The following is a 13,206-nucleotide window of genomic DNA, read 5'->3' on the forward strand; positions in this document are numbered from 1 at the left end:
GTGGCCCGCTCCTGTAGGAGCCGGCCTTGCCGGCGGATGCCTCAGCGCGGTTCGTGATTGGTAATCAGGGTACCCACGCCACTGTCGGTGAAAATTTCCAGCAGCACCGCATTCGGCACGCGGCCGTCGATGATGTGCGAGCTGTGCACGCCGCCCTGTACTGCTTCCAGTGCGCAACGGATCTTGGGCAGCATGCCGCCGTAGATGGTGCCGTCCGCGATCAGTTCGTCAACCTGCTCGGTGGTCAGGCCGGTGAGCACGGTGCCCTGCTTGTCCATCAGGCCGGCGATGTTGGTCAGCAGCATCAGCTTCTCGGCCTTGAGCGCTTCGGCCACCTTGCCTGCCACCAGGTCGGCGTTGATGTTGTACGACTCGCCGTTGGCGCCCACGCCGATTGGCGCGATCACCGGGATGAAGTCGCCCTTGACCAGCATGTTCAGCAGGTCGGTGTTCACCCCGACCACTTCGCCCACATGACCGATGTCGATGATTTCAGGGCTGGTCATCTCTGGCGTCTGGCGGGTGACGGTGAGCTTCCTGGCGCGAATCAGCTCGGCGTCCTTGCCGGTCAGACCGATGGCGCTGCCGCCATGACGGTTGATCAGGTTGACGATGTCCTTGTTCACCTGGCCGCCGAGCACCATCTCCACCACGTCCATGGTCTGCGCATCAGTGACGCGCATGCCATCGACAAACCGGCTTTCGATGGACAGGCGCTTGAGCAGGTCGCCGATCTGCGGGCCGCCGCCGTGCACCACCACCGGGTTGATGCCGACTGCCTTCATCAGCACCACGTCGCGGGCGAAGCCGGTCTTGAGCTCTTCGCTCTCCATCGCGTTGCCGCCGTACTTGATCACCAGCGTCTTGCCGACAAAGCGGCGGATGTAGGGCAGCGCTTCGGACAGTACCTGGGCGACATGGGTGGCGGCATCACGATCAAGGGTCATGCAGGGCTCCAGTTGGAACAAGGGGTCGGTCAGAACGTTGGTTGCAGATCAGGGGCTGCGCGCTTGAGCTGGGCAAGGAACACGTCCTTGATTCGCTGCAGCTCGGCTTCGCTGTCGGCCTCGAAGCGCAGTACCAGCACCGGCGTGGTGTTGGAGGCGCGAACCAGGCCCCAGCCGTTGGGGTAGTCGACCCGTACACCATCGATGGTGGTCAGGTTGGCGTCTTGGCCCCAGTCGGCGTCGCGTTGCAGTGCCTCAATGATGCTGAATTTACCCTCGTCCGTCACATCAATGTTGATTTCAGGGGTACAAATATCGTTCGGGAACGCCGCGAACAGCGTTTCGGCATCGCTATCGGCCTTGCTCAGAATCTCCAGCAGGCGCGCGGCGCTGTAGATGCCGTCGTCGAAACCGTACCAGCGCTCCTTGATGAAGATGTGCCCGCTCATCTCGCCGGCCAGCAGGGCGCCAGTCTGCTTCATCTTCTTCTTGATCAACGAATGACCTGTCTTCCACATCAGCGCGCGGCCGCCGTACTGTTCGATCAGCGGGGTCAGGCGGCGGGTGCATTTGACGTCGAAGATGATCTCGGCGCCCGGGTTGCGCGCCAGCACGTCCTGGGCGAACAGCATCAGCAGGCGATCGGGGTAGACGATGTTGCCGGTGTTGGTCACTACGCCGACACGGTCGCCGTCACCGTCGAAGGCCAGGCCCAGGTCGGCGCCGCTTTCCTTGACCTTGGCGATCAGGTCCACCAGGTTTTCCGGCTTGCCCGGGTCGGGGTGGTGGTTGGGGAAGTTGCCGTCGACCTCGCAGAACAGCGGGATCATCTCGCAGCCCAGCGCCTCGATCAGCTGCGGGGCGATCACCCCGGCGGCGCCGTTGCCGCAGTCCACCACCACCTTGAGCTTCTTCGCCAGCTTGATGTCGCCGGTGATCTGGGTGAAGTAGCGGTCCAGGATCTCGACCTTCTCGACGCTGCCTTCGCCGCGGGTGAGGTCGTTGGTCTGCAGGCGGATCAGGAGGGCCTGGATCTGCTCATTGGCCAGGGTGTCGCCGGCGATGACGATCTTGAAGCCGTTGTAGTTCGGCGGGTTGTGGCTGCCGGTGAGCATCACCCCGGACTTGCCGGCCAGCACGTTGGCGGCGTAGTACAGGGCGGGCGTGGGGACCAGGCCGACATCGCTGACCTTGCACCCGGCCTCGACCAGGCCCTTGATCAGTTGCTCGACCAGCATCGGGCCGGACAGGCGACCGTCGCGGCCAACCGATACATGCGGCTCGCCCTGGGCCAGGCTCTGTGCACCGATGGCGCGGCCGATCCAGTAGGCGGTTTCGGCGGTGAGGCCTTCGCCGACCACACCTCGGATATCGTAGGCGCGGAAGATGCTGGCGGGGAGGTTCGGGGTCATGCGTTCCATGTTGCTCACCTGGGGAAACTCCAATTGGAAGGGGCTATGTTGGGTCGACGGTCGGCATGCGCTGCAGGCACCCGGCGCGCCGCGCGGCTAAAGATGTCCGGCTTTGACGGCATTTTCGACATAGAGTTCTTGAGCCGGGCGATTCATCCGTCGATCACCTCTGGAAGATCGCCCCGGGCTGAAAGTGCAGGCTCCATGCATCGTTGAAGGTCCCTATCGGGGTTATTGCCGGGCTATCACTTTCCCCTGCGCTGGCCAGTACGGCCTGAGGGTCGTCGAACACGCCTTGCACGAGGCTGGCCTTGCCGATTTCCGGCATGTCTATTTTCAGAGCAGCACTTACACGTTGCAGCTCGAAAGTCATGAGCAGCACGGCCTGCACCGCGCCTGTCGCACTGCCTCGAATGGGCGTGACACTGTGGATATGCAGTTGCCCGTTGGTCGGGTGGGCCTCCAGGTTCGGTGGTACCCCGCGTTCGGCTCGCCCGATCATGTCCAGCAATGGCGGGCTGAGTGAGCGGTCGTGGAGGCTCTCGCGCCTGGCCTGGCCGGGCGTGAGCAATCGACTGCTGACCAACCCTTCGAGGTAGCTGAAGTCGTCCAGCACCTGGCGCGCCTGGCGGGCGTCAGCCGCCTTGGCGGCGGCAAGCAGGGCCGGATGGCGGGCCACGGTGTCGACCTCGGACACCAGACGGGCGATCTGCTGGTCGAGCGCAATGACCAGCCCGAAGGCCGGAAAATACGTCTGCAGGTTACGTTGCTCGCGTTGCAGAGGGATTACCAGCGTCAGCCACACCGCGAGCCCGGCGACGAGCATGCCGGCCAGGCCCCAATACAGGCCTGGCAGCAGGGCTCGCGTGTTGTTCAATGGCTGCCCGAATGGCCGAAGCCGCCAGCGCCACGCTGGGTTTCGTCGAAGGTTTCGACGATGTCGAAGTGCGCCTGTACCACCGGTACCAGCACCAGTTGCGCAATGCGCTCGCCGATGGCGATGGTGAAAGGGGTCTGGCCGCGGTTCCAGCACGACACCATCAGCTCGCCCTGGTAGTCCGAATCGATCAGGCCGACCAGATTGCCCAGCACGATGCCGTGCTTGTGGCCCAGGCCCGAGCGCGGAAGGATCAGCGCGGCCAGGCCCGGGTCGCCGACGTAGATCGACAGGCCGGTAGGGATCAGTATGGTCTGGCCCGGCTCCAGGACGGTCTCTTCCTTGAGCATGGCGCGCAGGTCGAGGCCGGCAGAACCGGGGGTGGCGTATTGCGGCAGCGGGAATTCGCTGCCAAGGCGCGGATCGAGAATCTTGGCTTGTAAGGCGTGCATGCAGAGTTAAACCTGGTTGAGACGTTCGGCGATGAAGGCTACCAGCTGACGGGCGATCTTGCCCTTGCTGGTCTGTGCAAAGAGTGTTGCTTGAAGTTGGCGATCGATCACGCTGCAGGCGTTCTCCTCGCTGTTGAAGCCGATGCTGGGGTTGGCCACGTCATTGGCGACGATCAGGTCGAGGTTCTTGTCCTTGAGCTTGCGCGCGGCGTAATCGAGCAGGTGTTCGGTCTCGGCGGCAAAGCCGACGCTGAACGGGCGGTCGGGGCGGGTGGCGATGGTGGCCAGAATGTCCGGGTTGCGCACCATCTGCAGCAGCAGGCCGTCACCTGTCGTAGGGTCTTTCTTGAGCTTTTGCGGGGCGACGACTTCGGGGCGGTAGTCCGCAACCGCAGCCGATGCGATGAACACATCGCACGGGATCGCCGCTTCGCACGCGGCGAGCATGTCCCGCGCGCTCACCACGTCGATACGGGTCACCCGGTCGGGTGTGGGCAGGTGCACCGGCCCTGTCACCAGGGTTACCCGAGCACCGGCTTCCACCGCCGCTTCGGCCAGGGCAAAGCCCATCTTGCCCGAGCTATGATTGGTGATGTAGCGCACCGGGTCGATGTTTTCCTGGGTCGGGCCTGCGGTAATCAGCACGTGCTTGCCGGTCAGCGACTGGCGCTTGAAGGTTTCGGCGGCGCACCAGGCCAGGTCGGTGGCTTCGAGCATGCGGCCAAGGCCCACGTCGCCACAGGCCTGGCTGCCGGAGGCCGGGCCGAACACCTGGATGTCGCGGCTTTGCAGCAGCTGCAGGTTGGCCTGGGTGGCCGGGTCGCGCCACATGGCCTGGTTCATGGCCGGTGCCAGCGCCACGGTGGCGTCGGTAGCCAGTACCAGGGTGGTCAGCAGATCGTTGGCAACGCCTTGCGCCAGGCGCGCGATCAGGTCGGCGGTGGCAGGTGCGATCAGCACCAGGTCGGCCCACTTGGCCAGTTCGATATGGCCCATCGCCGCTTCGGCGGCAGGGTCGAGCAGGTCCATGTGCACGGGATGCCCGGACAGGGCCTGCATGGTCAGCGGGGTGATGAATTCGGCCCCGCCGTGGGTCATGACGACGCGCACTTGCGCGCCGTGCTCCAGGAGTCGGCGAACCAGCTCGGCGCTCTTGTAGGCAGCAATGCCGCCGCCGACGCCAAGAACGATGCGTTTCCGATACAGCCGCTGCATAGGCTTGCCTTTCTTTGATCAGTGTTTGCACGCGGCGACGACGCCTCCCCAGGCCGAATCGTCGCGTAAAAAGAGGGGGCTACGATAGCACAGGGCTGAAATGGGGAGCAGCCACACACAGACAGAGGGACAGCTATGGGTATCAGGGATTGGCCGTCGGCGGAACGCCCGCGGGAGAAGTTGCTGGAGCGAGGGGCCGCGAGCCTGTCGGACGCCGAGTTGCTGGCGGTGTTCCTGCGCACCGGTGTGGCAGGCAAGAGCGCGGTGGACCTGGCGCGCCACCTGTTGCAGCAGTTTGGCGGCTTGCGGCAACTGCTGGAGGCCGATCAGCCGACGTTTCAGCGCGAGCTGGGGCTGGGCCCGGCGAAGTATGCGCAACTGCAGGCGGTGATGGAGATTGGGCGCCGGCACTTGGCCGAAACCATCATCCGCGACCCGGCGTTGCAGAGCCCGGGGGCGGTCCGGCGTTACCTGAAATCGATGCTGCGTCATGAAGAAAGCGAGGTGTTCGGCTGCCTGTACCTGGACAACAAGCACCGTCCTCTAGGGTTCGAGGCGTTGTTCCGCGGGTCCATCAGCAGTGCCAACGTCTACCCTCGGGAAGTCATCAAGCGTGCGTTGGCCAGAAATGCCGCAGCATTGATCCTTTGCCACAATCATCCGTCAGGTGTTTCCGAGCCAAGCCAGGCAGATATCAATCTGACCCTGCGCTTGCAGAAAGCCCTGGGCCTGATCGAGGTGCGGGTGCTGGATCACATCATCATCGGCGATGGGGAGCCATTGTCGATGGTGGAGCGGGGCTTGTTCGCTGCCTGACGCTGCTGTGCGTGGGCGGTACTAGTCGATCAGCTTTGTTGCAACAAACGACGCAGCCAGCCCGACAACCGAAGCCAGCAGCAGGTAGTGACGCACCACAAGCTCGGTTCTGATCGTGGCTGGAAAGGACTCCACGTCTGCGGCCTGCAGCGATCCTGTTCTGATGAAGAGCTTCGCATGAGCCAGAAGCGCAGCGATGCATACGGTAAACACGATTCTGCCAAACACCGTGTTGTACATCACCGGGCGCTGTCGATTCACCACCGCCTTGCAGTTGGTAAGGTACCGGGATGCACTGGTCATGTAGCGCATGCCAGCCTGTGCGTACTGGGTGGCGACCCACCCCAGGCCGGCGATGCAAGGCAGTTGCAGTGCAAGGGGCAGCCAATAGGGTGAATACCCGCCGAGCCCGAACTCCGTCGGCTCGCCCTGGTGCTGAACGGCTTTGAGCACCTGCAGGGCAAGGGCCAGCAGCACCAGAACGGCCAGCATTGCCAGCCTGAGGTGGTGGCTAAGAACCAGCAGCGTTCTGAGGTTGCCGGGGAAGCGCTTGATGTCCTCTGCGCTCAGGCCCCCGAACTCGACCGGGCAATCGGGGTAGGCCAACAGGCCGGCGATGTCGCCCACTGCCCTGAATCGTTGGCGCAGGCCCAGGTTGAGGCTGTACCGATGAGCGTCAACCAGCGGCGAGTTGTGAAGGTGCTCGAGTGCTTCGGCCAATCGCTGGGTAGCAATGTAGAGAAGCAGTGCGCCGAAGACCACCGGGCCGAGTATCAGTGCCACGGTGAGGCCGGCGATAGCCGCTTCGGTCCAGTATTCAATATCCAATGCGGCTATCCGTACGGTGCGGTTCGCTGGGCAACCATCGTAAGTCGTTGGCGAGAGTCACCTGGCGGCCTGAACACGCGCTGCAGGCTGCTGCAGTGTCCTTCGGGCTACCAGAGGACGCTGTCAGGAGCCTGCAGGCGCGAGTCGTTCAGCGTGCGGTCTTCACCGTGGCAAAGTCCTGCCGGCCGAACGGGCTGACCGTGTAGCCCTCCACATCCTTGCGCATCAGCACCGCTGCCGTGGGGTGCGCCAGTGGCAGCCACAGCGCCTGCTGCTGGATCAGCCCCTGGGCCTGCTGGTACAGGCGGCTGCGCACGCTCTGGTCGTTGGTGGTCTTGCCGGCACTGATCAACTGGTCCAGGCGCTTGTCGCAGTACCGCGCGAAGTTGGTCCCCGACTCGACTGCCGGGCAGGCAAACTGCGGGCTGAGGAAGTTGTCGGGGTCGCCGTTGTCGCCGGCCCAGCCCATGAACAGCAAATCGTGCTCACCGGCCTTGGCGCGACGGATCAGCTCGCCCCATTCGATCACGCGAATCTCGGCCTTGATGCCGACCTTCGCCAGGTCTGCCTGCAGCAGTTGTGCCCCCAGGCTCGGGTTGGGGTTGAGCAGGCTTCCCGAAGGGCGCGTCCAGATTGTGGTGCTGAAGCCGTCCGGCAACCCGGCCTTGACCAGCAGCGCCTTGGCTTTGGTCGCGTCGGTCGGGTAACCCGGCAAGTCCTTGGCGTAGCTCCAGGTGTTGGGCGGCAGGGGGCCTTCAGCGGCGACTGCGGTGCCTTCGAACACGGCCTTGAGGTAGCTGGTCTTGTCGAACGCCAGGTTGATCGCCTGCCGTACCTCGACCTTGTCCAGCGGCGGGTGCTGGCTGTTGATCGCGACGAACGCGGTCATGAACGCCTCGGTCTTCTCGATCTTCAGGTTTGCGTCTTCGGCGGCTGCCGCAACGTCCAGCGGCTTGGGCGACAGGGCGATCTGGCACTCGTTGCGCCGCAGTTTCTGCAGGCGCACGTTGGCGTCGGGGGTGATCGCGAAAATCAGCGGGTCGACGCTCGGCTTGCCGGCAAAATAGTCGGCATTGGCGCGGTAGCGGATCACCGCGTCCTTCTGGAAACGCTGGAACACGAACGGGCCGGTGCCGATCGGCTGGCTGTTGAGCTTCTCCGGGGTGCCGGCCTTGAGCAACTGGTCGGCGTATTCGGCCGAATAGATCGAGGCGAAGCCCATGCTCAGGGTGGCGAGGAAGGTCGCGTCCGGATGGTCGAGGGTAAAGCGCACGCTCAGCGGATCGGGTGCCTCCACCTGCTTGATCAGGCTAGGCAGTTGCAACGACTGGGCATGCGGGTAGCCGCTCTGGGTGATCTTGTGCCAGGAGTGGGCGGGGTAGAGCATGCGCTGGAAGCTGAACAGCACGTCGTCGGCGTTCAGCACGTGGCTGGGCTTGAAGTACGGCGTACTGTGAAACTTCACCCCTGGGCGCAGCTTGAAGTCGTAGACCAGGCCGTCGGCCGATACCGTCCAGCTTTCGGCCAGGCTCGGCACCACCTTGCCGCTGGTGGCGTCGAATTCCACCAGCCGGTTCATGAGCACATCGGCAGAAGCATTGGTGGTGGTCAGCGCGTTATACTGCACCACGTCAAAGCCTTCGGGGCTGGCCTCGGTACATACGCTCAAGGCGCCTGCCTGGGCCAGTGCGGGGCTTAGCAGCGCTGCGAGCAACAGGGGTAAAGCGGCACGACGCATGGTGACTCCTTGGCTGATCAATGGCCCATCTGCCCGTGCAGTCTGGAAAACTCCTACCCTAGTGCGCAAGGCCGTAAATGGCCAACTCCTTTTTCAAGGAATATTGCGACGAGCGGTTTTGTCGCTGGAAGCCCTGCATCCGGGCGGCCTGGGTTGATTCATGCATCGTGCGATCACATCAAATGTTGTTGTACCCCGGCCTTTCTGGTATAAAGCAGCGCTCTTTTCTAGGGGCTCGGTTTGTCGCATCTGCAGATCTTGCCGATAAGACCCTGAAGAAACACGGCGCCTGGCGCCAAAGACTGAGAGATTAAGCGGCCAACCCATGCCGGGTTGGGCATGTGGTTTTAGAGGGCTGAGGCATGTCGAGAGTCTGTCAAGTTACCGGTAAGGGTCCGGTAACCGGGAATAACATTTCCCACGCGAATAACAAAACCCGTCGTCGTTTCCTGCCGAACCTGCAGCATCACCGCTTCTGGGTCGAGTCGGAGAAGCGTTTCGTGCGTCTGCGCGTTTCTGCCAAAGGCATGCGTATCATCGACAAGCGCGGCATCGATGCCGTTCTGGTCGAAATTCGCCGTAACGGCGCCAAGGTCTAAGGGAGAAAATCATGCGTGAATTGATCCGTCTGGTGTCGACCGCTAATACCGGCCACTTCTACACCACCGACAAGAACAAGCGCACCACTCCGGACAAAATCGAAATCAAAAAATTCGATCCGGTTGTTCGCAAGCACGTGATCTACAAGGAAGCCAAGATCAAGTAATTGATCCCGGCTTACGAAAAAAGGCCCGCATCTCACGATGCGGGCTTTTTTTTATGGCGATTTTCTGTTCAGCCGAAATGGAAACCGCTGATCAGGCCCGCCTCGTTGCCGCTGATGTTCACGCGTTGCGGGTCCATTTCGCGGGTCGACATCTCGCCGATGCCGACCACGCGCTGGCGCCCGGTCAGTTCGCTGATGTAGGCCTTCACGGTCGGCACGTAGCGGGTGCCGACCAGGCGGCCGATGCAGGTGAGCACTTCGTCGTTGCTCAGTTGCAACGCTTCGATGGGGCAGACGACCGGTTGATCCTTTTGCATGGTGAGGCTCCTTGAGTTCAGGTGGGTCCGGATAAGGACCTCGCCATGCTCGCGCCAGGGAGGGCTGGCGCGGCGGTATCTATCTATGGCCTATGCCTTGGGCTCGAACATCACGTAGATCTTGCGGCAGGTCTCCAGCACCTCCCAGGTGCCCTTGAAGCCGGCCGGGATCACGAAGCGGTCACCGGTGCGCAGGGTCTTGGCGTTGCCTTCTTCGTCGCGCAGCACCGATACGCCGTGCACGATCTCGCAGTATTCGTGTTCAGTGTAATTGACGGTCCATTGCCCGGGCGCCCCCTCCCACACACCAGCGGCGAATTGCCCGCAAGGGCTGGCGTAATGGTTGTAGACCGCCTGCTCCGGGTCGCCCTTGAGCACTTTTTCGGCAGCCGGGCGGTAGCGCTCGGCCTCGGTCAGTACCTGTGCGAAGTCGACAATCTGCTGGATATTCATGTTTGGGTCCCCTGATTGTTAAATAAAGTGCACATCACTAGGCATTTGGCCATGTATTGTCAAATATATTGATAATTCAGGTGCCAGAGTTTAGGGTGTCGAGTGCCGTAGAGCGACAATCGCTCCGGCCGTATTCTGACAGCGCCCTGGCCCCTCGTGCGGCGCTGCATTTCAACAACAGGAGGAGTTTCGTATGACCACCCTGACTCGTGCGGACTGGGAACAGCGTGCCCAGCAACTCAAGATCGAAGGCCGTGCTTTCATCAATGGTGAATACACCGCCGCCGTTTCCAACGCCACGTTCGAGTGCCTGAGCCCGGTTGACGGACGCCTTCTGGCGCAGGTCGCCAGCTGCGACGAGGCCGACGCCCAGCGCGCCGTGGAAAACGCCCGCGCCACCTTCGAGTCCGGCGTGTGGTCACGCCTGGCCCCGGCCAAGCGCAAGGCTACCCTGATCCGTTTCGCCGCGCTGCTCAAGCAGAACGTCGAGGAGCTGGCCCTGCTCGAAACCCTCGACATGGGCAAGCCGATCAACGACTCGCTGAACATCGACGTGCCGGGCGCTGCCCAGGCACTGAGCTGGAACGGCGAAGCCATTGACAAGATCTACGACGAAGTCGCGGCCACCCCGCACGACCAGCTAGGCCTGGTAACCCGCGAGCCTGTGGGTGTGGTGGCGGCCATCGTGCCGTGGAACTTCCCCCTGCTGATGGCCAGCTGGAAACTCGGCCCGGCGCTGGCCACCGGTAACTCGGTGGTGCTCAAGCCGTCCGAGAAGTCCCCGCTGACCGCCATCCGCATCGCCCAGCTGGCCATCGAGGCCGGTATCCCGGCCGGCGTGCTGAACCTGCTGCCTGGCTACGGCCACACCGTCGGCAAGGCTCTGGCCCTGCACATGGACGTCGATACCCTGGTGTTCACCGGCTCGACCAAGATCGCCAAGCAGCTGATGATCTACGCCGGCGAATCGAACATGAAGCGCGTGTGGCTAGAAGCCGGCGGCAAGAGCCCGAACATCGTGTTCGCCGATGCCCCGGACCTGAACGCCGCTGCCGCCGCCGCGGCCAGTGCCATCGCCTTCAACCAGGGCGAAGTGTGCACCGCAGGTTCGCGTCTGCTGGTCGAGCGCTCGATCAAGGACAAGTTCCTGCCGCTGGTACTGGAGGCCCTCAAGGCCTGGAAGCCTGGCAACCCGCTGGACCCGGCCACCACCGTTGGTGCCCTGGTCGACACCCAGCAGATGAACACCGTGCTGTCCTACATCGAGGCTGGCCACACCGATGGCGCCAAGCTGCTGGTGGGCGGCAAGCGCATCCTCGAAGAAACCGGCGGCACCTATGTCGAACCGACCATCTTCGACGGCGTGAGCAACGCCATGCGCATCGCCAAGGAAGAGATCTTCGGCCCGGTACTGTCGGTGATCACCTTCGACAGCGTCGAAGAAGCCATCCAGATCGCCAACGACACCCCTTACGGCCTGGCCGCAGGTGTATGGACCGCCGACATCAGCAAGGCGCACAAGACCGCCAAGGCCCTGCGTGCCGGCAGCGTGTGGGTCAACCAGTACGACGGTGGCGACATGACTGCGCCGTTCGGTGGCTTCAAGCAGTCGGGCAACGGCCGTGACAAGTCGCTGCACGCACGGGACAAGTACACCGAGCTCAAGGCCACCTGGATCAAGCTGTAAGGCCATGGGCGCGGCCTGGTGCCGCGCCCCGAGCGATCCGCGCCACAGCCGGGCCCTGCGTTAGCGCAGGCCCGGCTGTGTTGCTTGTGGCGATCCATCATTCTGCGAGGAAGTACACATGCGTTGGGCTACCTACTTCGCCGTGCTGTCGTCGGTTCTGAGCGTCGGCCTTGCCCTGGGCGTGAGCATGCCGTTGGTATCGCTGCGTCTGGAGAGCTGGGGTTATGGCAGCTTTGCCATTGGCGTGATGGCGGCGATGCCGGCAATTGGCGTGCTGGTTGGCGCCAGCCTGTCCAGCCGCCTGGCGGCGTATTTCGGCACCGCCACGCTGATGCGCCTGTGCCTGCTGGCCGGTGCGTTGTCCATCGGCCTGCTGGCGCTGCTGCCCAGCTATCCGGTGTGGCTGGCGTTGCGCCTGCTGATCGGGGTGATCCTGACCATCGTGTTCATCCTTGGCGAAAGCTGGATCAACCAGCTGGTGGTCGAGCAATGGCGTGGCCGCCTGGTGGCGCTGTATGGCAGCAGCTATGCCCTCAGCCAGCTGGCCGGGCCGCTGCTGCTGGGCGTGCTGGGTTCGGAGGATGACCTGGGCTTCTGGATCGGGGCCGGGTTGCTGGTGGTGGCACCGCTGGTGCTGATCGGCCGCAGCGGGGCGCCCAGCGCTGAAGCCTGTGGTGTGGGCCTGCGTGACCTGGTGGGCTTCTGCCGGCGCTTGCCGGTAATCGCCTGGGCCATTGCGCTGTTCGCCGCGTTCGAGGCGATGATCCTCACCCTGTTGCCGGTGTACTGCCTGCAGCAGGGCTTCACCACCGAGCTGGCGCTGTTCATGGTCAGTACCGTGGTGGTGGGCGATGCGGTACTGCAACTGCCGATTGGGGCGCTGGCCGACTACATATCGCGCCGCACGCTGTTCACCGGCTGCGCCATGACCCTGCTGGTGTCGAGCCTGGCCATTCCGGTGCTGATGCACACGCCGGCGATCTGGCCATTGTGGGTGCTGTTCGGCGCCAGTGCCGGTGGCCTGTTCACCCTGTCGCTGATCCTGATCGGCGAACGCTATCGCGATGATGCGCTGGTGCGCGCCAACGCCCACGTGGCGCAGCTGTGGGGCATCGGCTGCCTGATCGGGCCATTGGCTGCAGGGGCCGGCAGCCAGTGGGTGAGCGGGCATGCGTTGCCGCTGCTGATGGCGGCGGGCGCGTTCGGGCTGGTGCTGTTGGCGATGCGGCCGAATGCCTTCGAGCCTGCCACGGCCTAGGGCCGCTTTGTACCGGTTGAATCCCCTCGAGGAGCGCTATTCTCGGGGGATTTCACCTTTCGTCGCTTTCACCCAGCTGCGCAACTTCTTGCGCACCAAAATGTGGATAAACCTGTGCATACATTGCTGCAGGTCATAATAAACGTGGCCTGCAGCCAACTGCGCAACTTCTTGCACAGTACTGCGCAAGAAGTTGCGCACTTTTTCGAACATCATCCGCCACGTGCACCCCGACGGTAGCCAGGACCGCTACAGCTTTGATGAGCGCAGCAACCTGCTGCAGCACATCCGTCCCGACCACAGCACGCTGCACTACGCCTACGACGACCATGACCAGCTGATTAAGATCCGCGATGCCGAGGGTGGCCTTTGGCTGCGCGACTACGACGAGCGCGGCAACCTGGTAGAGACGGTCGACCCGCTGGGCAACAAGACCGAAT

Annotated in this window: 14 protein-coding genes and 1 pseudogene; 6 read left to right on the forward strand and 9 right to left on the reverse strand. The window is 63.3% G+C overall.

Going from position 1 to position 13,206, the window contains the following annotated elements:
• Positions 1-41: 41 nt before the first annotated feature.
• The 5 genes and pseudogenes from argB to coaBC form a co-directional block, all read right to left on the reverse strand.
• The gene (argB, locus tag MF6396_RS20705; protein ID WP_043859860.1) at positions 42-947 is read right to left on the reverse strand and encodes an acetylglutamate kinase; all 906 of its coding nucleotides are present in this window, start codon (positions 945-947) and stop codon (positions 42-44) included.
• Between the two features lie 29 nt (positions 948-976).
• A pseudogene (locus MF6396_RS20710) lies at positions 977-2,353 on the reverse strand (phosphomannomutase/phosphoglucomutase); the annotation flags it as partial.
• Between the two features lie 169 nt (positions 2,354-2,522).
• Entirely contained in the window at positions 2,523-3,236 is a 714-nt protein-coding gene (locus MF6396_RS20715; RefSeq protein WP_078481460.1) for a hypothetical protein, read from the reverse strand.
• Positions 3,233-3,688 (reverse strand): dUTP diphosphatase, encoded by a 456-nt coding sequence (gene dut, locus MF6396_RS20720; protein ID WP_043859857.1) that lies wholly within the window; start codon positions 3,686-3,688, stop codon positions 3,233-3,235. The genes MF6396_RS20715 and dut overlap by 4 nt, the downstream gene beginning before the upstream one ends.
• A 6-nt stretch (positions 3,689-3,694) precedes the next feature.
• Positions 3,695-4,903 (reverse strand): bifunctional phosphopantothenoylcysteine decarboxylase/phosphopantothenate--cysteine ligase CoaBC, encoded by a 1,209-nt coding sequence (gene coaBC, locus MF6396_RS20725; protein WP_058541939.1) that lies wholly within the window; start codon positions 4,901-4,903, stop codon positions 3,695-3,697.
• 135 nt (positions 4,904-5,038) lie between these two features.
• Here coaBC and radC point away from each other — a divergent pair, with 135 nt between their 5' ends.
• Complete coding sequence (gene radC / locus MF6396_RS20730; RefSeq protein ID WP_058541938.1) at positions 5,039-5,719, forward strand: RadC family protein; 681 nt, start codon at positions 5,039-5,041, stop codon at positions 5,717-5,719.
• Between the two features lie 21 nt (positions 5,720-5,740).
• Here the strand turns inward: radC and MF6396_RS20735 are convergent, their stop codons facing one another.
• Both MF6396_RS20735 and MF6396_RS20740 read right to left on the reverse strand, forming a co-directional pair.
• Positions 5,741-6,547 (reverse strand): hypothetical protein, encoded by an 807-nt coding sequence (locus tag MF6396_RS20735; RefSeq protein WP_078481461.1) that lies wholly within the window; start codon positions 6,545-6,547, stop codon positions 5,741-5,743.
• A 148-nt stretch (positions 6,548-6,695) separates the two neighbouring features.
• Positions 6,696-8,285, reverse strand: a complete 1,590-nt coding sequence (locus MF6396_RS20740) for an ABC transporter substrate-binding protein (RefSeq protein ID WP_078481462.1) — start codon at positions 8,283-8,285, stop codon at positions 6,696-6,698.
• A 362-nt stretch (positions 8,286-8,647) separates the two neighbouring features.
• Here MF6396_RS20740 and rpmB point away from each other — a divergent pair, with 362 nt between their 5' ends.
• Entirely contained in the window at positions 8,648-8,884 is a 237-nt protein-coding gene (gene rpmB, locus MF6396_RS20745; protein ID WP_043859852.1) for a 50S ribosomal protein L28, read from the forward strand.
• A gap of 11 nt (positions 8,885-8,895) precedes the next feature.
• On the forward strand, positions 8,896-9,051 hold the full coding sequence (rpmG, locus tag MF6396_RS20750; RefSeq protein WP_010225867.1) for a 50S ribosomal protein L33: 156 nt from the start codon (positions 8,896-8,898) through the stop codon (positions 9,049-9,051).
• Positions 9,052-9,119: 68 nt separating this feature from the next.
• On the opposite strand, the gene MF6396_RS20755 is transcribed toward rpmG, so the two are convergent.
• Together MF6396_RS20755 and MF6396_RS20760 are read right to left on the reverse strand one after the other, a co-directional pair.
• A complete protein-coding gene (locus MF6396_RS20755; protein WP_370409248.1) occupies positions 9,120-9,368 on the reverse strand; it encodes a hypothetical protein in 249 nt (82 codons plus the stop codon).
• Positions 9,369-9,458: 90 nt separating this feature from the next.
• Positions 9,459-9,821, reverse strand: a complete 363-nt coding sequence (locus tag MF6396_RS20760) for a cupin domain-containing protein (protein WP_043859851.1) — start codon at positions 9,819-9,821, stop codon at positions 9,459-9,461.
• 193 nt (positions 9,822-10,014) lie between these two features.
• On the opposite strand from MF6396_RS20760, the gene MF6396_RS20765 reads away from it, so the two are divergent.
• The 3 genes from MF6396_RS20765 to MF6396_RS20775 form a co-directional block, all read left to right on the forward strand.
• Entirely contained in the window at positions 10,015-11,508 is a 1,494-nt protein-coding gene (locus MF6396_RS20765; protein ID WP_078481464.1) for an aldehyde dehydrogenase, read from the forward strand.
• 118 nt (positions 11,509-11,626) lie between these two features.
• Positions 11,627-12,766: an MFS transporter gene (locus tag MF6396_RS20770; protein WP_078481465.1), complete on the forward strand. Its 1,140-nt coding sequence runs from the start codon at positions 11,627-11,629 to the stop codon at positions 12,764-12,766.
• 193 nt (positions 12,767-12,959) lie between these two features.
• The coding region (locus MF6396_RS20775; RefSeq protein ID WP_238596458.1) for an RHS repeat domain-containing protein at positions 12,960-13,206 on the forward strand (247 nt) is incomplete at its 3' end.

The organism is Pseudomonas sp. MF6396, from assembly GCF_002018915.1.
In the GTDB taxonomy this organism is placed as follows: domain Bacteria; phylum Pseudomonadota; class Gammaproteobacteria; order Pseudomonadales; family Pseudomonadaceae; genus Aquipseudomonas; species Aquipseudomonas palmensis.